17 protein-coding genes are annotated in these 19,969 nt (G+C 74.3%); 7 read left to right on the forward strand and 10 right to left on the reverse strand.

Annotation, left to right across the window (positions count from 1 at the left end; genetic code table 11):
* Nucleotides 1-20 precede the first annotated feature (20 nt).
* Nucleotides 21-3,479 (reverse strand): lamin tail domain-containing protein, encoded by a 3,459-nt coding sequence (locus tag QRT04_RS15875; RefSeq protein ID WP_289456582.1) that lies wholly within the window; start codon nt 3,477-3,479, stop codon nt 21-23.
* Between the two features lie 116 nt (nt 3,480-3,595).
* Complete coding sequence (locus QRT04_RS15880; protein WP_289456583.1) at nt 3,596-4,009, reverse strand: VOC family protein; 414 nt, start codon at nt 4,007-4,009, stop codon at nt 3,596-3,598.
* Between the two features lie 173 nt (nt 4,010-4,182).
* Here QRT04_RS15880 and QRT04_RS15885 point away from each other — a divergent pair, with 173 nt between their 5' ends.
* The 3 genes from QRT04_RS15885 (at nt 4,183) to QRT04_RS15895 (ending at nt 6,285) form a co-directional block, all read left to right on the forward strand.
* A complete protein-coding gene (locus tag QRT04_RS15885) occupies nt 4,183-4,770 on the forward strand; it encodes an RNA polymerase sigma factor (protein WP_289456584.1) in 588 nt (195 codons plus the stop codon).
* Nucleotides 4,757-5,527 carry an anti-sigma factor gene (locus tag QRT04_RS15890; protein ID WP_289456585.1) on the forward strand — a complete coding sequence of 257 codons (771 nt, stop codon included), beginning with the start codon at nt 4,757-4,759 and terminating at the stop codon, nt 5,525-5,527. The genes QRT04_RS15885 and QRT04_RS15890 overlap by 14 nt, the downstream gene beginning before the upstream one ends.
* A gap of 110 nt (nt 5,528-5,637) precedes the next feature.
* The gene (locus QRT04_RS15895) at nt 5,638-6,285 is read left to right on the forward strand and encodes a fasciclin domain-containing protein (RefSeq protein WP_289456586.1); all 648 of its coding nucleotides are present in this window, start codon (nt 5,638-5,640) and stop codon (nt 6,283-6,285) included.
* A 78-nt stretch (nt 6,286-6,363) separates the two neighbouring features.
* On the opposite strand, the gene QRT04_RS15900 is transcribed toward QRT04_RS15895, so the two are convergent.
* Nucleotides 6,364-6,840 carry a hypothetical protein gene (locus QRT04_RS15900; protein WP_289456587.1) on the reverse strand — a complete coding sequence of 159 codons (477 nt, stop codon included), beginning with the start codon at nt 6,838-6,840 and terminating at the stop codon, nt 6,364-6,366.
* Between the two features lie 139 nt (nt 6,841-6,979).
* Between QRT04_RS15900 and QRT04_RS15905 the strand changes: the two genes are divergently transcribed.
* A complete protein-coding gene (locus QRT04_RS15905; RefSeq protein ID WP_289456588.1) occupies nt 6,980-7,903 on the forward strand; it encodes a S1C family serine protease in 924 nt (307 codons plus the stop codon).
* Here the strand turns inward: QRT04_RS15905 and QRT04_RS15910 are convergent.
* The 4 genes from QRT04_RS15910 to QRT04_RS15925 form a co-directional block, all read right to left on the reverse strand.
* Entirely contained in the window at nt 7,876-8,502 is a 627-nt protein-coding gene (locus QRT04_RS15910; RefSeq protein WP_289456589.1) for an alpha/beta hydrolase family protein, read from the reverse strand. The genes QRT04_RS15905 and QRT04_RS15910 overlap by 28 nt on opposite strands.
* Nucleotides 8,503-8,512: 10 nt before the next feature.
* Nucleotides 8,513-9,826, reverse strand: coding sequence for an alpha-hydroxy-acid oxidizing protein (locus tag QRT04_RS15915; RefSeq protein ID WP_289456590.1), 1,314 nt, complete (start codon nt 9,824-9,826; stop codon nt 8,513-8,515).
* A 33-nt stretch (nt 9,827-9,859) separates the two neighbouring features.
* On the reverse strand, nt 9,860-10,531 hold the full coding sequence (locus tag QRT04_RS15920; RefSeq protein ID WP_289456591.1) for a dihydrofolate reductase family protein: 672 nt from the start codon (nt 10,529-10,531) through the stop codon (nt 9,860-9,862).
* A 102-nt stretch (nt 10,532-10,633) separates the two neighbouring features.
* Nucleotides 10,634-11,470 (reverse strand): class II glutamine amidotransferase, encoded by an 837-nt coding sequence (locus QRT04_RS15925; protein ID WP_289456592.1) that lies wholly within the window; start codon nt 11,468-11,470, stop codon nt 10,634-10,636.
* A 402-nt stretch (nt 11,471-11,872) separates the two neighbouring features.
* Here QRT04_RS15925 and QRT04_RS15930 point away from each other — a divergent pair, with 402 nt between their 5' ends.
* On the forward strand, nt 11,873-12,580 hold the full coding sequence (locus QRT04_RS15930) for a M15 family metallopeptidase (protein ID WP_289456593.1): 708 nt from the start codon (nt 11,873-11,875) through the stop codon (nt 12,578-12,580).
* Between the two features lie 96 nt (nt 12,581-12,676).
* Here the strand turns inward: QRT04_RS15930 and QRT04_RS15935 are convergent, their stop codons facing one another.
* Nucleotides 12,677-15,940: a hypothetical protein gene (locus tag QRT04_RS15935; protein WP_289456594.1), complete on the reverse strand. Its 3,264-nt coding sequence runs from the start codon at nt 15,938-15,940 to the stop codon at nt 12,677-12,679.
* Nucleotides 15,941-16,134: 194 nt separating this feature from the next.
* On the opposite strand from QRT04_RS15935, the gene QRT04_RS15940 reads away from it, so the two are divergent.
* Nucleotides 16,135-16,404 (forward strand): DUF7218 family protein, encoded by a 270-nt coding sequence (locus QRT04_RS15940; RefSeq protein WP_289456596.1) that lies wholly within the window; start codon nt 16,135-16,137, stop codon nt 16,402-16,404.
* A 71-nt stretch (nt 16,405-16,475) separates the two neighbouring features.
* Here QRT04_RS15940 and QRT04_RS15945 read toward each other — a convergent pair whose 3' ends face one another.
* Together QRT04_RS15945 and QRT04_RS15950 are read right to left on the reverse strand one after the other, a co-directional pair.
* Nucleotides 16,476-16,757, reverse strand: coding sequence for a hypothetical protein (locus QRT04_RS15945; protein ID WP_289456597.1), 282 nt, complete (start codon nt 16,755-16,757; stop codon nt 16,476-16,478).
* 38 nt (nt 16,758-16,795) lie between these two features.
* Complete coding sequence (locus QRT04_RS15950; RefSeq protein ID WP_289456598.1) at nt 16,796-18,322, reverse strand: ATP-dependent DNA ligase; 1,527 nt, start codon at nt 18,320-18,322, stop codon at nt 16,796-16,798.
* A gap of 93 nt (nt 18,323-18,415) precedes the next feature.
* Here QRT04_RS15950 and sthA point away from each other — a divergent pair, with 93 nt between their 5' ends.
* Nucleotides 18,416-19,936: a Si-specific NAD(P)(+) transhydrogenase gene (sthA, locus tag QRT04_RS15955; RefSeq protein ID WP_289456599.1), complete on the forward strand. Its 1,521-nt coding sequence runs from the start codon at nt 18,416-18,418 to the stop codon at nt 19,934-19,936.
* Nucleotides 19,937-19,969: the final 33 nt, after the last annotated feature.

The following is a 19,969-nucleotide window of genomic DNA, read 5'->3' on the forward strand; positions in this document are numbered from 1 at the left end:
GTTCCCCGCGTCGCGTCGCGTCAGTGGACCAGCCTCGCCCACGTCCCGGCGTGGACCACGCCGTTCGCCGTGAGGTGGTGCTTCTTCTGGAACGCCTTGACGGCCTTGACCGTCCTCGCGTCGAACGTGCCGGTCTCCGAGATCTTGAGCAGCCGCTGGATGTCGACGACCGCCTGCCCCTTGGCGCCGGCCCGGACGCCCACCTGGAGCGTGTGCGGCGAGATCGACGACCTCGTGATCACGCGGTTGCCGCTGCCGTCCGCGACGTGGTCCACCAGTGACTTCCACGTCAGCGCGTTGACGACGCCCGTGACGTAGAGGTGGTGCGCCTTCTGCCACTTCCTCACGTGTGCGGCCGTCTTGGCGTCGTAGACGCCGTACCGCACGTCGTCCGGCAGGCCGAGCGCGAGCTGGACCTTCTGGATGTCCGCCTTCGACGAGCCCGCCCTGACGCCCTTGGCCAGGTGCGTCGACGGGATGGAGCCCGCCGTCACGACCTTGGTGATCGTGAAGGAGTACGTCAGGGGCGTCGAGACGTTCCCCGCCGCGTCCTTGGCGGTCAGCGTGAACGTGTGCCGACCGAGCTTGAGGCCGTCCACCCCGATGACGGTCACGGTCGAGCTGACGACCTTCGTCCGGCCGTCGAACGTCACGGTGACGGTCGACTTCTCGCTCACCGAGTACGCGACGTACGCCGCGCGGTCGAGCGAGCTGTAGTCCGCGGCCACGCGCTTCAGCACCGGCGCCGTCTTGTCGGAGGCGGTCCAGCGGAACGTCTGCACCGGGGTGCTGTTCCCGTGCGTGTCGGTCGCCAGGATCGTGAACGCGTGCGCGCCGTAGGCGACCTTCGCGGTGTAGGTGGTGCCGGAGACCGCGACGGCCTTGCCGTCGAGCGTCGCCGTGAGGCTCGAGCCCGTGGTCGTCCACGAGAACCGGACCTGGGTGGAGTCGGCGTTCAGCGCGGTCTTCGTCACGCTGAGCGTCGGAGCGGCGACCACGGTCCAGGTGTAGGTCAGCGGCTCGCCCGTCAGGCCGCCGTCCGTCGCGTGCACGCTCACGGTGTGCGCGCCGAGGCCGAGGCCCGCGAAGGTCGCGCTCGTGCCGGTCGCGGCGGTCGGCAGACCGCCGTCCAGGCTGACGTACGACGTCGCGGCCGCGTCGTCCACCGTCCACGCGAACGTCGCCGAGGTCGCGACGGTCGTCGGCGCGGGCGTCTCGGACCACCCGGTGACGACCGGGGCGGTGAGGACGACCGGCAGCGTGCCGGCCCACAGCGAGTGGCCGAAGCGGTTGCCGTCGTCGGTCCACAGCACCTGGCGCTGCCCGTCGACGGCGGTCGACCGCGGCGCGACCGCGAAGCCCTCGAGGTTGTAGTTCGGCAGGTTCGCCGGGCGCAGGTAGGTGGCGTCGACCGCGAAGTGACCGTCGGCGCCGACTCCCAGCAGCGTCGTCGCGTTGCCGCACGTGTTGTCGCAGTGCGCCCAGATGCGCCCGAGGTCGGCGTCGAACGAGGCGTCCATGACGCCGACCAGGCCGGTCGCGACGTCCGCGACGCGCACGAAGGAGTGGTCCGCGTCGAGCGCATAGGCGAGCAGGTGGCCCGTCTTCTCGACCGCGGCGAAGAACAGCCCGTCCGCCGTCTTGCCCGGGTAGTCGGCCGGGTCGTAGAGCGCGCCGTCGTCGGTGCGGAAGCCGTGGCCGACGAGGAAGCTGTCGGGCACGTAGGCGACGCCCTCGAAGCCGAGGTTGGCGTCGGCGGAGTCGCTGGGCGCGTAGCCGACGTCGGCCGTCAGGACCCACTGGTCGGCCGCGGTGAGCGTGGTGCCCGGTGCGGCCGGGTCGAAGCGCAGGATCGAGTCGAGCGGCACGCTCGAGGCGGCGTTGTCACGCTCGGTCGTGATGTACAGCGAGCCGTCCGGGCCCACCGTGACGCCCTCGGAGTCCGGCAGGCCGGTCCCACCCGGGAAGCGGATGTCCTTGCCGGCGGCCCAGTCGTTCGCCGTGTCCTTGACCCAGGCGTCGCCGCCCGACCGGACGAGACGGTAGACGTGGCTCTTGTTCTTCACGGCGTAGAGGACGTTCGCGTCGTTCGGGTCGAACGCGAGGCCGCTGAGGTCCTGGCCCGACTCGGTGGTCACCCACGCGCACGCGTCGTCGATCGTCGCGGGGGTGGCGCTGCCCGGCCATGCGAGCGCGCCCGCCGGCACGGTCCCCGGTGCGGTGCCGGAGTCCTCGGTCTGGCACGCGGCCTCGGGGGGCGTCGAGCCGCCGCCGCCCGGGATCGTCGTGCGCACCGAGCCCGCGGCGCGGATGCCGTACGACGAGGTCCCGGGCGAGCCGACGGCTCCGGTGGCGCTCGTCCAGCTCGCCTCCTCGTCGCCCGCCGTGGACACGGTCCAGCCCGTGGTGCCGCCCTGCGCGCCGAGGTGCGCGGCGTCGACCCACGCCGACAGGCCCTTGGCGGACAGGAAGCCCGACGCATACGACACCGAGTCGGCCGTCGCGCCGCTCGCGTCGAACACGCTGACCGTCTTCGGGCCCTTGTTGATCGTCGTCGTGCCGTCGTTGACCACCGGCACCGCGTCCGTCAGACCCCACTCCGCCCGGAACTCGGCCGGCGTCACGTCCGTGACGATCCCCGACTCCCCCGGCGCGAGTGTCCCGAAACCCGACAGCGACACGGTGCCGGGCGCCGCGGCCGTCCCGTACGACCAGCCCGTCAGGTCGACCGGCGTGCGGCCGACGTTCGTCACCTCGACGTACTCGCCGTCACCGCCGACGCTCGACCCGGCGACGAGCCCGCCGTACGCGAACTCCGTGACGGCCACGCGCGGCGCCGCCGTCGACAGGCTCGCCAGCGACGAGACACCGGGCGAGCCGACGGCTCCGGTGGCGCTCGTCCAGCTCGCCTCCTGGTCGCCCGCCGTGGACACGGTCCAGCCCGTGGTGCCGGCCTGCGCGCCGAGGTGCGCCGCGTCGACCCAGGCCGACAGACCCTTGGCGGACAGGAAGCCGGACGCGTACGAGACCGAGTCGGCCGTCGCGCCGCTCGCGTCGAACACGCTGATCGTCTTCGGGCCCTTGTTGATCGTCGTCGTGCCGTCGTTGACGACCGGCACCGCATCCGTCAGCCCCCACTCCGCCCGGAACTCGGCCGGCGTCACGTCCGTGACGATCCCCGACTCCCCCGGTGCCAGCGTGCCGAAGCCCGACAGCGACACCGTGCCCGGCGCCGCGGCCGTGCCGTACGACCAGCCGGTCAGGTCCACAGGCGTGCGGCCGACGTTCGTGACCTCGACGTACTCGCCGTCACCGCCGGCGCTCGCCCCGGTGATCAGGCCGCCGTAGGCGAACTCGGTGATCCGGACAGCGTCGGCCGGGCCGTCCGACGCGACGGCCGGGAGGGCGACGAGCCCCCCGGCCGCGAGGGCCCCGAGAGACGTGGCGACGACAAGGCGGCGAAGCGCAGCGGTAGGCACGGCGGCACGATGCTGAACTCGCCCGAACCGCAGGTGAACCGCCATCGGCGGGACGGCGAACAACCACCGTCGGCCGTGCGGGGACGCGTCAATTCGGACGGAGGCGCCCCCGTGCCCTACTCGCCGGCGGGCGCGTCGTCCTCGAACCCGACGAGCCAGTGCACGCCGAACCGGTCGACGACCTGCCCGTCCGACGCGCCCCACGGCCGGCGCTGCAGGTCGTCGACGACGCGTCCGCCGTCGGCGAGCCCGTCGAACCAGCCGCGCAGCGTGGCCGGGTCGCTGGTGCCCAGCAGCGCGAACATCAGACCCTCGCTGCGGAACGGCGGCTCCCCCACGGCGTCCGCCGCGAACAGCTCGACCGGGCTCTCGACGAGGTAGCCGTGCGCGACCGCGTCGGCCGGGCCGTCGGTGCGCCCGAGCTCGGCGAGCGTGTGCACCTGGGCACGGCCGCCGAACACGCGCGCGTAGAACGCGAGCGCCTCGCGCGCCGTGCCGGGCAGGTGGAGGTACGGGCTGGGAGGCGTCATGTCCCGGAGGGTAGCGAGGATGGTGGTCGTGCACGCGGTGCGCGGGTGCTCGCAGCAGACGCGTCGTGCCACGCGCGCCCCGGGGCGCGGACTCTCCCGGGTCGCGCGCGTCGGCGGAAGGCCGCAGGCTGGCCCCCAGCACGGTGCGCCGCCGCCCGTGCCGAGGAGAGCCGATGGCGGAGACCGCCGACGAGAGCCCGGTCGACGTCCGCGCAGCGACGGACGACGACGACCTCGCGCTGCGGTTCCGGGTCGGCGACGAGGACGCGCTCGCCGAGGTGTACCGGCGGTGGTCCCCGCTCGTGCACACGGTCGCGCGGCAGTCGCTCGGCTCCGAGGCGGACGCCGACGACGTCACGCAGCAGGTGTTCGTCGCCGCGTGGCGCGGCCGCGAGCGGTTCGACCCGGGCCGCGCCCGGCTGTCGTCGTGGCTGCTCGGGATCACGCGGCACGCGGTGGTCGACGCGCACAGGTCGCGGTCAGGGCGGCGTCGGCTCGAGGACGCGTCGGCGCAGCTGCTCACCGTCACGGCCGACGAGGGCGTCGCCGACCGCGTCGTCGACCGGGTGCTGGTGGCCGACGAGCTCTCCCGGCTGGACGAGCCGGCACGCACGATCCTGCGGCTCGCGTTCGATCGCGACCTGACGCACACCCAGATCGCCACCGAGCTCGCGATGCCGCTCGGTACCGTCAAGAGCCACGTCCGACGAGGGCTGGCCCGGCTGCGAGCGCGACTGGAGGTGGACGGTGTCGCATCCTGACCCCGCCGAGCTCGTGGCGCTCTCGCTCGGCGAGACCGAGCCGACCCCCGAGCAGCGGGCCCACCTCGCGACCTGCGACGCGTGCGCCACGGAGCTCGACGCCCTCCGGCGCGTGGTCACGGCCGGGCGCTCGCGTGTGCCCGGTGATGAGCCGCGCGCGCCGGGCCCGAACGTCTGGGCCGCGATCCGGGACGAGCTCGGCATCGGCGACGTCGCGGCGGAGCCGGGCCCGCCGGCCGAGCCGGTCGGCACGCCGGGGGTCGAGGCGCCGGGGGTCGAGGCGCCGCCCGCCGCGCCGGCGACGGTCACCCAGCTTCGTCCGGCGCGCCGCCGGGGACTGGCCTGGGCGGCGGTTGCCGCGGCCGCGGCGCTGGTCGTGGGTGTCGTCGCCGGCGTCGCGTGGGCGGACCGCGGGCGGGCATCGACCCAAGCCCGGGCGACGCTCGTCGCGCTGCCCGGGTGGTCGGGCGCGTCGGGCACGGCGGAGCTGCAGCGCACCCGGGACGGCAGCCTGCAGCTGTCCGTCCAGGTCGACGCGCGCGCATCGGTCGGCGGCTTCCGCGAGGTCTGGCTCGCGACGCCGGACCTGCGCGGCATGGTGAGCCTCGGCGTCCTCGACGGCGGCTCGACGACGCTGCCGGTCCCCGCGGGGCTCGACGTGGCGGGGTACCCCGTGGTCGACGTCTCGGAGGAGCCGTTCGACGGCGACCCGGCCCACTCGGCGGACTCCATCGTCCGGGGCAAGCTCGCGCGCTGAGCAACTGCGTCGCGGGTGCATCCGAATGCGCCTCCTCGACCGAACTCCTGGTACACGCGCCGACCGGCGCGGCACCAGTGCAGCAGTCCGAACAATCGAGGAGCTCGACGATGAAGCTACGTCGCACCATCGCAGTCGCGTCCGCGGCCGTCGCCCTGACGGTCGGACTCGGTCTGGGCCTCGCTCCCGCCGCGCAGGCCGCGGCCCCGACGGGGACGCGGAGCCTGGCGACCGTGCTCGCGAAGGACACGTCGGGGTTCGACCACCGGTCCGGGGACTTCGACATCCTGACCGCGGCCGTCACCGCCGTCCTCCAGGCGAAGCCGTCCAGCCCGGTCGCCGTGCTCGCGGACGGGAAGGTGCCGCTCACGGCCTTCCTGCCCACTGACAACGCGTTCCGCAAGCTCGCGTTCGACCTCACCCACCACTGGTACTGGTCGGAGCAGAAGGTGTTCACCACGCTGGCCACGACGGTCGGCATCGACGGCATCGAGCAGGTGCTGCTGTACCACGTGGTCCCGGGTGTGACGATCGACTCGCGCACCGCGCTCCGGTCCGACGGCGCCGTGCTGACGACCGCCCAGGGCGGCACGTTCCGCGTCGACGTCGTCTGCCGCTGGGCGCACGTGGTCCGGCTCGTCGACAACGCGCCGCACGTGCGGGACCCGTACCTCGTCCGCGGCAAGCTGGACATCAACAAGGGGAACGTCCAGATCGCGCACGCCATCACGCGCGTGCTGCTGCCGAGCGACGTCTGACCTCCCGCAGGCCGCGAACGGCTCCGAGTGCCGCCTCGGAGCCGTTCGCGTGGGTGGATCGCGACTGGGTAGGCGCGGTCAGGACACCGCGGCGCGCACGCGGTCGATCATGTCCGTCTCGCGCTGGCTGACGAGCTCGGCGTGGAAGCCCATGAAGCCGCCCTCCTTGGCGGCGTTCGCGGCGTCCTGCGCGGTGGCGACCAGCCACTCGCCGAAGGCCGCCGCCTCCTCCGGCGTCGCGCGGGACGCCACCAGGGCGTGGACCTCGCGGAGCTCGTCGAGCAGCTGCTCCCCCGCCGGCGCGGTCCCCGTGGGCCGGTACCCCTTGGCAGGGTTGTGGTGCTGCTGCACCTGCGACTGGATGTCGAGCGCGACCTCGGTCAGGAGCTGCTCGCGCGTCGGCGGGTTCGTCGCCGACCGGATGGAGGCCATCGACTCCTTCGCGGCCTCGATGGGGCCGCCCGGGTCGGCGAGCGTGATCGCCATGCCCGCGATGAACGGGGCGCGCGTGATCCGCACCCACTCCTCGTCGGTGAACTCGGACTTCGTGGTCATCGCAGCCCCTCCCGGTCGTCGGCGGGGCCCACGATGCCACCGGCGGCGGGACGTGTCCTGGCGTCGGGGGCCGCACGCGGGCGCTCGCCCTCGGCGAACGCGGGCATCGGACGGGGCGGCCCGCGCGCTGCATCCCTACATGGACGACGAGGACGCCCTGGACGCCTACTCGCGCACCGTCGCGGGCGTCGCCGAGCGCGTGCTGCCCAGCGTCGCGAGCCTGACGGTGGCGACCGACCGCGGGCGCGGCGCCGGGTCGGCGAGCGTCATCACGGCGGACCGGCACCTGCTGACGAGCGCGCACGTCGTCGCGGGAGCACGCCACGTCGAGGCCGCGTTCCTCGACGGCACGACCGTCGACGCCGTGGTGGTCGGCGCCGACCCGCTCTCCGACCTGGCCGTGCTGCGGGCGAGCGACGACGTGCCGCAGCCCGTCGAGCTCGGAGACGCCGCGGGTCTGCGCGTCGGCCAGCTCGTGATCGCGCTCGGCAACCCGCTCGGGCTCGCGGGCAGCGTGACGGCCGGCATCGTGTCGGCGCTCGGCCGGTCGCTGCCGACCGCGTCGGGACGCGTGGTGGACGAGGTCGTGCAGACCGACGCCGCGCTCAACCCGGGGAACAGCGGCGGGGTGCTCGCCGACGGCCGCGGGCGGATGGTCGGCGTGAACACGGCGCTCGCCGGCATCGGCGTCGGGCTCGCGGTGCCGGTCAACGCGACGACCCGCGGCATCGTCGACGCCCTGATGACGCGCGGTCGGGTGCGGCGCGCGTGGCTCGGCATCGCCGGCACGCAGGTCGCACTGATCCCCGAGCTCGCCGCCCGGCTGCAGTCGCGGACCGGCCTGCAGGTCGCCGAGGTCTCGCCCGGGAGCCCGGCCGCCGAGGCGGGCCTGCGGCGCGGCGACGTCGTCGTCTCGCTCGACGGCAACCGCGTCGTCACCGCGACGACCGTGCAGCGGCTCATGGTCGAGGGCGCGATCGACCGGCGCATCGAGATCACCGTGTGGCGCAACGGCGCGCTCGTCGACGTGCTGGCCTACCCCCGCGAGCTCGTCACGCCCTGACCGTCGGGCCGATCGCCGTCGAGCCAGGCGCGCACGGCCTGAGCCACGCGCGCCTCGTCCCGCGGCGAGTGGTCGCCCGGCAGGACCACGAGGCTCACGGGCGCGGGCACGACGCCGAAGCGCTCGGCGAGCTCCTCCGGCGTGCCGAACGGGTCCCGCTCCCCCGACACGAGCAGCACCGGGACGTCGAGGAGCGGCAGGTGCTCGATGCGCAGGCGATCAGGCCTGCCGGGCGGGTGCAGCGGGTACGAGAGCAGCACGAGGCCGGCCGCCGGCAGACCCTGGGCGACGGCCATCGAGCACATCCGGCCGCCGAACGACCGGCCGCCGAGCACGATCGCCTCGGGCCGCGCGCCGAGCTCGTGGGCGAACGCGGCCGACTCGGCCGCCACGTGCGCGATTGCGGCCGCGGGGCGGTCGGGCGCGCGGCTGCCGCGGGTGCGGTTCGGGAACTCCACGCGGCGGACCGGCAGCGGCGCCAGAGCCGCCTCGACGGCGACGAGCGTGCGGTCGTCGCGCCCCGCGCTCGCACCCGGGGTCAGCAGGACGCCGGCCGGCCGGGACGAGGACGTGCCCGTGCTCGGTGCGGCGGACGTCACCACCGGCTCGTCACGCGAGGTGCTCCGGCCCGAGCTCGTCGACGGACCGCACGCCGCACAACGCCATCGTCAGGTCGAGCTCCGCCCAGACGTGCTCCATCACCGCGCGCACGCCGTCGTCGCTCGCGAGCGCCAGGCCGTAGACCCAGGGCCGCCCCACGAGCACCGCGTCGGCGCCGAGCGCCAGCGCGATCGCGACGTCGGCGCCGCTGCGCACCCCGCTGTCGAACAGCACCGGTACGCGCTCGCGGACCTCCTCGACGACGCCCGGCAGCGCGTCGAGCGAGGCGATGGCGCCGTCGACCTGGCGACCGCCGTGGTTGGACACGACGAGCCCGTCGGCACCGTGGTCGAGCGCGAGCGCGGCGTCGCGCCGGTGCTGCACGCCCTTGAGCAGGATCGGCAGCGTGGTGCGCGCGCGGAGCCGGGCCAGGTCGGACCACGTCAGGGTCGAGCGTGAGAACACGTCGAGGAACGTCTCGACCGCCGCTCGCGGCAGCGGCGAGCGCAGGTTGTCGCGCGTCCGGCCCGGGTAGCGGCGGGACATCGCGAGCAGCGCCGAGGCGGCCGCGGGCGTGGGACGCGGCGTCGGCTCGGAGGGCCGGTAAGCGGCTGCCACCCGCGCCTCGACGAGCCGGCGGAACGCCGGGTCGCTCGTGTACTGCGCGATGCCCTCGCCGCGCGCGAAAGGCAGGTAACCGAGATCCAGGTCGCGCGTGCGCCAGCCGAGCACGTGCGTGTCGAGCGTGACGACGATCGCCTCGCAGCCGGCACGCTCGGCCCGCTCGACGAACGAGTCGACGACGTCGTCGTCCTTGCTCCAGTAGAGCTGGAACCACCGCGGCGAGTCGCCGAGCGCGCGCGCGACCTGCTCCATCGGCACGGACGCCTGCGACGACAGCACCATCGGCAGCCCGAGGCGTCGAGCGGCGCGCGCGACGGCGACGTCCGCGTCGCGGTGCACGGTCTCGAGCACGCCGATCGGCGCCAGCACGAGCGGAGCGGGCAGGCGCCGCCCGAACATCTCCACCGACAGGTCGCGGTCCTCGACGTCGACGAGCACGCGCGGCACGAGCCGCCGTCGCGCGAACGCCTCGGCGTTGGCGTGCGCGGTGCGCTGCTGGCCGGCGCCGCCCGCGACGTACGACCACGCCCGTGCGCTCATGCGGCGACGGGCGGCCGCCTCGAGCGCCGCCGGCTCGACCGGCACGCGCGGCCGGTGGCCGAAGACGCCCGCACGATAGATCGCCGCCTGGACCGCCCGGCCGGTGACCGCCGCCGCCCGAGCGGGTGCCCGCGTCGGGGCGTCCGCGTCGTCGCTCACCCGCGCAGTCTCGCAGGGCGGGTGGGCCTCGCGTCAGGCGGCACGGGCGTACGTGAGGTGCGTGGCCCGCGGCGACGGGACCGTGTCGACGAGCCGGAGGCCCGCCACGCGGTCCCCGATGCCGTCGAGCAGCCGCACCCCGGCGCCGAGCACGACGGGGCTCACCGACAGGACCACCTCGTCGACGAGGCCCGCGTCGAGGAACTGACGCACCAGGTCGCCGCCGCCGCCGATGCGCACGTCCCGGTCGCCGGCGACCTCCCGCGCCTGCGCGAGCGCGCTCTCGATGCCGTCGTCGACGAAGTGGAACGTCGTCCCGCCCGGGCGCACCCACGGCACGCGCGGCCGGTGCGTCACGACGAACACCGGCGTGTGGAACGGCGCCTCCTCCGGCCAGGCCGCCTCGCCGCCGTCGAACATCCGGCGGCCCAGGATCGTCGTGCCCGTGCGCTCGAAGGTGCGGCGCGCCAGGTCGTCGTCCGGCCCGGTCTCGCCGCCCTCGCCGAGCTTGAGGTTCTCGCGGAAGAAGCGCAGCGGGAACACCCAGGCCTGCAGCTCCAGCCACCTGCGGGCCCAGTCGCGGTAGCCCGGGTCGCTCGCGTGCTCGAGCTCCATGCCGTCGGGCGCCACGAAGCCGTCGAGCGAGATGGTCATGGCGACGAAGACCTTGCCGGTGCGGGCGGGTGTCGGGGTCGGGACGGTCATGGCAGCCTCCGGGACTCATAGTGAAGCGATCGCTTCAGTGTTGAGCCTCGACACAGGACTGTCAAGCGCCTGCTTCAGTGTCGCGGCGGTGCGGCAGCGGCATCAGGCCGGCGCGACCGGCGCGAACGGCACGATCTCCTGCACGCCCCCGCCGATCACCAGGCAGGAGCTCTCCGGCACCTCGAGCCACGCGCCCTTGAGGTCGCCGAGCGGCTCCGAGACCACGACCCGCGTGTCGTCCGTGAGGCCGTGCAGCACCGGGTTGTCCGGGTACTGCTCGCGCAGCACCGCCACGTCCTGGTTGTGGAACAGCGAACGCGAGCGCCCCTCCGACGAGTACCGGATGGCCCACACCCGGTCGCCGTCGGTCACCGCGACCGTGCCCTGCATCGGGAACGGCACTCCACGGCGCCGCGCCACGTCCTCGACCACGCCGATGGCCTCGGCCACCGCGCGCGGCGGGTCGTCGGTCAGCCCGAACGTGAGGGCGAGGTGGAAGAGCGTCTCGGAGTCGGTGCTGCCCTCGATGGTCGGGAAGAGCTCGGGCGCGACGGCGACCTGCAGGTCCCGCTTCAGTGCGGCGAAGCCTCCGATGCCCCCGTTGTGCATGAACAGCCACCGGTCGTGGCGGAACGGGTGGCAGTTGGTCTGCTGGACGGCGGTGCCGCTCGTGGCCCGGACGTGCGCGAAGACGGTGCCCGACCTGACGTGCTGCGCGATCTCGCGCAGGTTGGCGTCGCTCCACGCCGGCTCGATGCTGCGGAACAGGCCCGGCGTCGGCGAGTGCTCGTCGTACCAGCCGACGCCGAAGCCGTCGCCGTTGGTGGGCTCGGCGCCGAGCCGGCTGTGCCGGCTCTGCATCACGAGCGAGTTCGCGGGCTTGTAGAGGAGCTCGTCGAGCGTCACCGGCGACCCGGTGTAGGCGATCCAGCGGCACATGTCCCGGCCTCCGCGCCGTGGCCCGCCGTCGACGGGCCGTCGGGCCCTACCTTGCTCGCCGTGGACGCGCCGGGCCACCCGAGCCGCGCGCCGTGCTGCGACCCGCCGGCGGGGACGACTTCGCGGTCGTGCTCGTCACCGACGGTCTGCTCGAGCGGCGCTGCTCCAGCAGTTCGACTCGCCCGAACGTGGGGACGACGTCGCTCTGCTGGCGATCCGGCGCACCGATCCCGGGGTCGCGGCGGGCTGAGGCGCGTCTCGTGCTCCGGCCGTCGAGCCGCGCGAGGCCGGGGTCGTCATCCCTGGCGCTGACCCGCGCCGCCGGAGATCCGACCGTCGGCGGACCCGGGAGCGACCCGGGCCCGATGCGCGAGTCGCTCCACGCCGCCGAGCATGACGAACGTGGAGACCACTGCCGCCCCGACCCCCCGCCCGAAGCGAGCGCGCGCACCGCGACCGCTGCACCTCCGCCCCCGCCCGCGACGCCGCCCGCACGCCCGCGGGACCCGCACCGCGACCGCCCTCGTCGCGCTCGCCGTCACCGGCGCGCTCCTCGCGGGGTGCACGGCCGACGTGGCGCCCGACGCGCTCGGTCCGTCGCCCGCAGCGCTCCCCGTCCACGCGAGCGGCTCGGCGAAGGCGCCCCGGACGACGCCGCACTCACCGCCGACCTCGCCCACGACGACGCACACGACGCCGCACGACGCATCGCGCACGAAGGGTCTCGACCCGGAGCTGCGACGCCGGTTCGACGTCGCGCGCTCCGCGGCCGCGAAGCACGGCCTGAGCCTCACGATCACGTCGGGCCGCCGCACGGTCGCGCAGCAGGAGGCGCTCATCAAGGACGCCGTCGAGCAGCACGGCAGCGTCACCGAGGCACACAAGTACGTGCTCCCACCCGAGCGCTCGGCGCACGTCGCCGGCACGGCGATCGACGTCGGCGGCCAGAAGGCCGCGGCGTGGCTGGCCGACCACGAGACGGCGTTCGGACTATGCCGCACGTACGCGAACGAGTGGTGGCACTTCGAGCTCGTCGGTGCCGTCGGAGAGACGTGCCCGGCCATGCACCCGGACTCGTCGGGCGGGTGGGACGGAGTCGACGCGGGCTGACCGCCCTCGACGGACGTCGACGGGTCGTCCTCGCTCAGGTGCCCGTGCGCCCGCGGCGCGGCGCCACGCCGGTCGGAGCCACCCGCGCGCTCCTCGTCAGTCGGTGTCGCGACGCGTCCGCCGCACGCGCGCTGCCCAGGCCACCGCGGCCACGCCCAGAGCCAGCGCCAGCGCGGCGACCCCCACCGCGGAGGCCGCGTCCGTCCCGGTGGCGCCGAGCACACCGTCCTGCGGTGGCGGCGCGCCGCCACCGGTGTCGGTGGGCGTCGGCGTCGGCGGCGTCGTCGGGGTGGGCGTGGGCGGTGGAACCGGGTCGGCGCGGTTCGTCACGGTGCACGCGACGTCGGCGTTCTCACCGATCGTCACGACGTCGCCGCTCACCGTCGCGCCGGTGCAGGTCCACCCCAGGGACGAGTACCCGGCGGGGCCCGTCTCGGCCAACGTGTAGTCGCCCGGGACGACGACGGCGTCGGTGACCGCTGGCGCGCCCGTCGCGCCCGACAGGCGCTGCGGGCCGTCCGCAGTGAGCGTCCAGTCCGTGGCCGCCGCGGTGCCGCCCTCGACCTCCTTGGTCAGCGTGAGGCTCGAGCCGATCCACCGGTTGGTCGCGGTGCACGTCACTTCGTCGCCGGCGGCGAGCACGACACTGGCTCCCGTCACGGCGTGGGAGCCGCAGTCCCACCCGACGAGCTCGTAGCCGAGCCGCGCGACGTCGTTGCCGGGCACCTCGGAGAGCGCGAACGTCGCCGGCGTCACCACGCGCGTCGCCTGCGCGGAGCCGCTGACGCCGCCGAAGCTCTCGGCGCCCGAGCTCGCGACGAGAGTCCAGTCACCGGCCGAGGCAGGGCCACCGTCGACGGTCTTGACGAGCGTCAGCTGTGCGTCGGCGAACCGGTTGAGCACGGTGCACGTCACGTCTTCACCGAGCTCGAGGTCGACCGTGTCGGCGGCCAGCGGAAGCGTCGCGCCGAGCCCGTCGACGCACGTCCAGCCCACGCGCGTGTAGTGCGGCAGGCCGATCTCCAGCAGGTCGTACTCGCCGGCGCGCAGCGGCACGTCCGTGACCTGCGGGGTGCCGGTGGTGCCGGCGGCCAGGTCGGTGTCGCCGATCGCCAGCAGGGTGAACGCCGTGGGCTGCGCGACGCCGCCGCCGTGGTTGTCGACCTCCTTCACGAGCGTGAGGCGCGGGGCGACCGCGGTGTTCGTGATCGTGCACACGACGTCGGCGGTGAAGTCCGTGCCGTCCGGCGCCGTCGCCGGGATCGTCAGGTCGCCGGTGCCCGAGACGGGGAGCTCGGCGCCGCCGGACAGGCACACCCACGGGCCCGCGGAGTACCCGGCGGTCGTGCCCGGTGTCTCGCTCAGCGCGTACGAGCCCGGGTCGACGGGAGCCAGCGTCACGGCGGCGCTCCCGGACGCGCCCTCGACGTCGACGGGACCGTCGGCGGCGAGCGTCCACGCGGAGACCGGCAGCGTCCCGCCACCCGAGTTGTCGACGACCTTCAGCAGCGACAGGTGCGGCTGGGTCGCGGTGTTGACGACGGTGCACACCACGTCGGCGCCGTCTCCGACCGTCACCGTCGCGCCGGTGAGCGGCGCTCCCCCGCAGTCGAACGCGCTCGGCGCGTAGCCGGCCACCGTCGACTCGGAGAGGACGTAGTCGCCGACCGGCACGGGCACGCGCGTGACGTCGGCCGTCCCGGACCGACCCGTCACGGTCACGTCACCCGTTGCGGTGAGCGTCCAGCTCTGCGGTGGCGTCGCCGAGCCCGCGACCCGCTTGGTCAGCGTGAGGAAGCCGCCGTGCCACGTGTTCGTCACGGTGCAGACGACGTCGGTGGTCGGCGGGATCGTCACCTGGTCGTTCGTCGCCGTCGCGCCGGTGCACGTCCAGTCCCCGGCGGTGTAGCCCGGCACCGGGACCTCCCCCAGCGCCCACGTGGTGCCGGCGTCGACCGCCTGCGCCGTCACGGCGTCCGACCCGGCCGTCCCCGCGATGATGATCCCGTTGACTGCATCGACCGCGCGCAGCGAGAAGTCCGTCGGCAGGGCCGTGCCACCGCCGGCGTTGTCGACGACCTTGAGCAGCGTCAGGCTGCCGCCCTGGATCGTGTTGGTGATCGTGCACGTGATGTCGGCGCCCGCGGTCACCTGCACCGTGCTCGGACCGGTCGCCCCCGACGTGCAGCTCCACGGCGACGCGGTGTAGTTCTGCGGGCCCTGCTCGCTGAGCGTGTACGAGCCCACGGGCACCGGGACGCCCGTCACGGCCGGTTGACCGGTCCGTCCGGAGAACGTGGCCGGGCCCGAGGCCGTGAGCGTCCACGCGATCGGCAGCAGCGAGCCGCCGGCGACCTCCTTGACCAGCGTCAGGGTGCCGCCCACGAACGTGTTCGTGATCGTGCACGTCGGGTCGCCGTCCGCGTCGGACAGCGTGAGCGTGCTGCCGCTGACCGTGCCGGCGCTGCAGGTCCACGCGCTCGCCGTGTACCCGACGACGCCCGGGCCCGGGGTCTCGGCGAGGGTGTAGGTGCCCGACGGCACGGGGACCCCCGTGACGGCGTCGCTGCCCGAGACGCCCGACACGCTCGAGCCGCCGCCGCTCGCGGACAGCGTGAAGTCGGCGGTCGTCGCAGGGCCGCCGTCGACCACCTTGCGCAGGGTCAGCAGGTGCGGCGACGCGACCGCACGGGTGTTCGTGATGGTGCACGTGACGTCCTGGCCCAGCGTCAGGGCGACCGTCGTGCTCGACGTCTGCGTGCCGCCCACGCAGACCCACGGCCCGGCGTCGTAGCCCGACGGCCCGTTCGCCTCCGACAGCGTGTACTGGCCGATCGGCACCGTGCCGGAGACGCCGGTCGGGCCGTGCAGCGTCGTCGGCCCCTGTGCCTGCAGGTTCCACGACGACGGGTTCGCCGGGCCGCCCTCGACGACCTTGCGGAGCGTGAGCCGGGGCTTGACCGCGTCGTTCCGCACGGTGCACGTGAGCTGGCCGTTCGCGGGCACCGTGATGGTGGGCGTCGGCGAGGTGAACGTCCCGGCCGCCCCGCAGTCCCAGCTCACGAACTGGTAGCCGGCGACGCCGCCGGACTCGCTGATCGTGTACGAGCCCGCCGGGATCGTGCGCGTCTGGAAGCCGTTCAGCCCGTCGCCCGAGAACGTGTACGTCGCGTCCTCCGTGTTGACGGCGTGCATCTGCCACAGCTCACGACGGCCCTCGCTCGAGCCGGTGTCGAGGTTCTCGATCCGCTTGAACAGCGACAGCTGGCCGGTGACGTTCGGGTCGACCTGCGCCGCGGCGGGCGCCGCCTCGACACCGGAGAGCACCGCGACCAGCACTCCCACCACCAGGGTGGCCACCGCACCGCGGCGTCGAGACCCCATTCCCACCCCCGGCCGTACCCGGGCCCGCGACGCGACGCCGGATCCCGACATTCCAGACGGATCGGTTCGCCTGCGCAACCGCCCGCGCCGAGATGCGTCCCCGACGCGGCCTGCTCACGATGGAGGGACGGCCCCGACGGCCGCGTCCCCTACCCCTCCAGGAGGACCCCATGCCCGGACGTTCACCCGGACCCAGCGTCAAGGACAAGAAGCTCTACGAGGAGCTCCGCGACGAGGGCAACAGCAAGGAGAAGTCGGCGCGCATCGCCAACGCCGCCGCTCAGCGCGGCCGGAGCGCCGTCGGCGCCAAGGGCGGCAAGTCGGGGTCGTACAGCGACTGGAAGGTCACCGACCTGCGGCGCCGCGCGGCGGAGCTCGGGATCAGCGGGCGGTCGTCGATGTCGAAGGCCCAGCTGGTCGACGCACTGCGGAACCACTGACGCGACGCGCCGGGGCACGCGGCGGGTCAGCGGGGAGCGGCTCCACGACCGCTGCACGCGAGGATCGAGGCCTACGAGCGTTCGGTCCGCGCGCGCCACGCGACCAGCGCCTCCGCGAGGGCCGAGTCGGCGCCGAGGTCCGCAGGGAGCCCGAAGTGGTCGCCGCGCTCTCTCGCGATCCAGTCCCGCAAGAACGCGCTGTCGGCGCCAGCCCGAAGATGGGCCGTCAGAGGGCCGATCATGCAGTCGTACTCGTCCGCCGCGTTCGGCTCGTCCGAGACACCGATGGCATCCCACTCCATCAGCAGGTCCCGGATCTGCGCGGCAGCGTGCTTCGGTTCCCGTCGCCCCACGGGCACATCGTCTCGCGACCGCCGTGCGAGTGGACCAACTAGGCCGGCGAAGCCAGTGCGCGGACCGTGTCGATCGTGTCGGCCTCGCCCGCGGTCTTGTCGTCGCGGTAGCGCAGTACGCGCGCGAACCGCAGCGCGACCCCACCGGGGTACGTGCGGGACCGCTGCACGCCGTCGAACGCGATCTCCACCACCTGCTCGGGCCGGACCGTGACGACCCAGCCGTCGTCGCCCGTGCTCAGCTCGGTGAACCGCTCGGTCTGCCACGCGAGCATCGCGTCCGTCATGCCCTTGAACGTCTTGCCCAGCATGACGAACGCGCCCGCGGGGTCGCGGGCGCCCAGGTGGATGTTCGACAGCAGCCCGCGGCGGCGGCCCGAGCCCCACTCGACCGCGAGCACCACGAGGTCGAGCGTGTGCCGTGGTTTGACCTTGATCCAGCCCGCGCCACGACGACCCGCCTCGTACGGAGCGCGCGCCGCCTTGATGACGACGCCCTCCTGCCCCGCGGCGACGGCGGACGCGAAGTAGGTGCGCGCCTCGGCGGTGTGCGCGGTCGAGACCCGGTCGACCACCGAGCCCGCCGCGACGGCGTCGAGCGCGGCCAGGCGCGTGGTGAGCGGCTCGTCGAGCAGGTCGACGCCGTCGGAGTGCAGGCAGTCGAAGAAGAACGGCGTCAGCGTCGCGGCGGCCGCGACGTCGGCGTCGTGCGACGCGGTGCGCGAGGCCGTGTCCTGAAACGGCACAGGGCGCCCGTCGGCGCCGACGACCAGCGCCTCGCCGTCGAGCACGAGGTCTCCGCCGGGCATCGCGCGCACGTGCTCGACGATCTCGGGCACACGCGGCGTGATGTCGTCGAGACTGCGGGTGTAGACGCTGATCGCGTCGCCGCGTCGGTGCACCTGGATGCGGATGCCGTCGAGCTTCGCGTCGACCACCACGGGGCCTTCGCCGAGCGTCGCCATCGCGGCGTCGACGTCGGGCGCGGACTGCGCGAGCATCGGCCGGACGGGTCGGCCGACCGTGAGCCGGAACTCCGCGAGCGCCGCCGCCGGGTCGTCGGCCGTCAACGCCGCGACCGCCACGGCCTCGGTCTCCCCCGCGAGCATCGCCGCGCGGCGCACGGCGTCGGCCGGCACCCCGACCGCCTCGGCCACGGCCTCGAGCAGCAGCGCGTCGAGCGCACCCTGGCGGAGCTCGCCCGTGACGAGTCCGCGCAGCAACCGCTGCTCGTCGGGCGTCGCCGCCGCGAACAGCGCAGACGCCGCTGCGGCGCGGGCCGTCGCCGAACCCGGTCCGGACAGCGCCGCGATCCGCTCGAACTCGGCGTCGACGCCGAGCACGGTCAGCGTCGGCTCGTCGGCGGGGTCGGGCAGCGCCGACACGGACCGCCAGCCCAGCCCGGTGCGGCGCTGCCGCAGCTCTCCGCCGAGGTAGCGCGCGACGACCGGGACGTCGGCGGGCTCCGCCGCGCGCAGGACCTCGACGAGCAGCGCGCGCTTGGCCAGGCGCGAGCGCGTCGCTGCGACGGCGCGGGACGCGGCGGCGACGTCAGCCAGGAGCATGACCGGCATCCTCCCCTGCGCCACTGACACGCGCCCGGCGGTCCGGGTCCTCCTCGGGTGTCGCGCCGGGGCGCGGAACGTCACACTGCGACCATGGCCACCGAGCCCGCACCCGAGGCCGCCGTCGAGCCCGCCGAGCCCGCCGACGCTTCCGCGCCCGGCACGTCTGCCGCCGAGCGCCCCACGGCCGGGCCCGCCGACGACGCCCGCTACGACTACGACCTCGTCGTCATCGGCTCCGGCCCGGGCGGGCAGAAGGCGGCGATCGGTGCCGCGAAGCTCGGCCACCGCGTCGCGGTCGTCGAGCGCCGCCACATGATGGGCGGCGTCTCGGTGAACACGGGCACCATCCCGTCGAAGACGCTGCGCGAGGCCGTGCTGTACCTCACCGGGATGGCGCAGCGCGACATGTACGGCGCGAGCTACCGCGTGAAGAGCGACATCACGATCGAGGACCTGTTCGCGCGCACGCAGCACGTCATCGGCCGCGAGATCGAGGTGGTCCGTGCGCAGCTGCTCCGCAACCACGTCGACATCCTCCCCGGCACGGGCGCGTTCGTGGACCCGCACACGGTGGCCGTCGTGGACGAGGACGGCGTCCACCGCAGCCAGGTGAGCGCGCGGTTCGTGGTGATCGCCACCGGCAGCCGCCCGCACCGGCCCGACACCGTGCAGTTCGACGACCGCTCGATCGTCGACTCGGACGGCGTGCTCGCGCTCGAGCGGATCCCGACCACGATGGTGGTCGTCGGCGCCGGGATCATCGGCATCGAGTACGCGTCGATGTTCGCAGCCCTCGGCACGCGCGTGACGATCATCGACAAGCGGCCGAACATCCTCGAGATGTGCGACCCCGAGGTGGTCGAGTCCCTCAAGTTCCACCTGCGCGACCTGTCGGTGTCGTTCCGGCTCGGCGAGGAGGTCGCGGGCGTGGACACGAACGGCCGCGGCACGGTGACGCGCCTGGTCTCCGGGAAGCGGATCGCCGCCGACACCGTCATGTACTCCGCGGGCCGGCAGGGCAACACGGAGACGCTCGGGCTCGAGAACGCCGGGCTCGAGGCCGACCGGCGCGGGCGCATCGTCGTCGACGCCGAGTACCGCACGTCCCAGCCGCACGTCTTCGCGGTCGGCGACGTGATCGGCTTCCCCGCGCTCGCCGCAACGAGCATGGACCAGGGCCGGCTCGCTGCGCTGCACGCGTTCGGGGAGCCCGCGCGCGAGCTCTCCGCCGTGCAGCCGATCGGCATCTACACCATTCCCGAGATCAGCTACTGCGGCCGCACCGAGGAGGAGCTGACCGCCGACGCCGTGCCGTACGAGGTGGGGATCTCGCGGTACCGCGAGCTCGCACGCGGGCAGATCGTCGGCGACTCCTACGGGATGCTCAAGCTGCTCGTGCACACCGAGACGTTCGAGCTCCTGGGCGTGCACATCTTCGGGACCGGCGCGACGGACCTGGTGCACATCGGGCAGGCGATCATGGCGTGCGGCGGGACGGTCGAGTACCTGGTCGACACCGTGCTGAACTACCCGACGCTGTCCGAGGCGTACAAGGTGGCGGCGCTCGACGCGACGAACAAGATCCGCCAGGTGGCGCGCTTCGTGGGTTGAGGCGGCCGCGGGCGGTCAGGCGCGCTCGGCGAT

The sequence above is a fragment of the Cellulomonas alba genome (assembly GCF_030362835.1).
GTDB lineage: Bacteria > Actinomycetota > Actinomycetes > Actinomycetales > Cellulomonadaceae > Cellulomonas > Cellulomonas alba.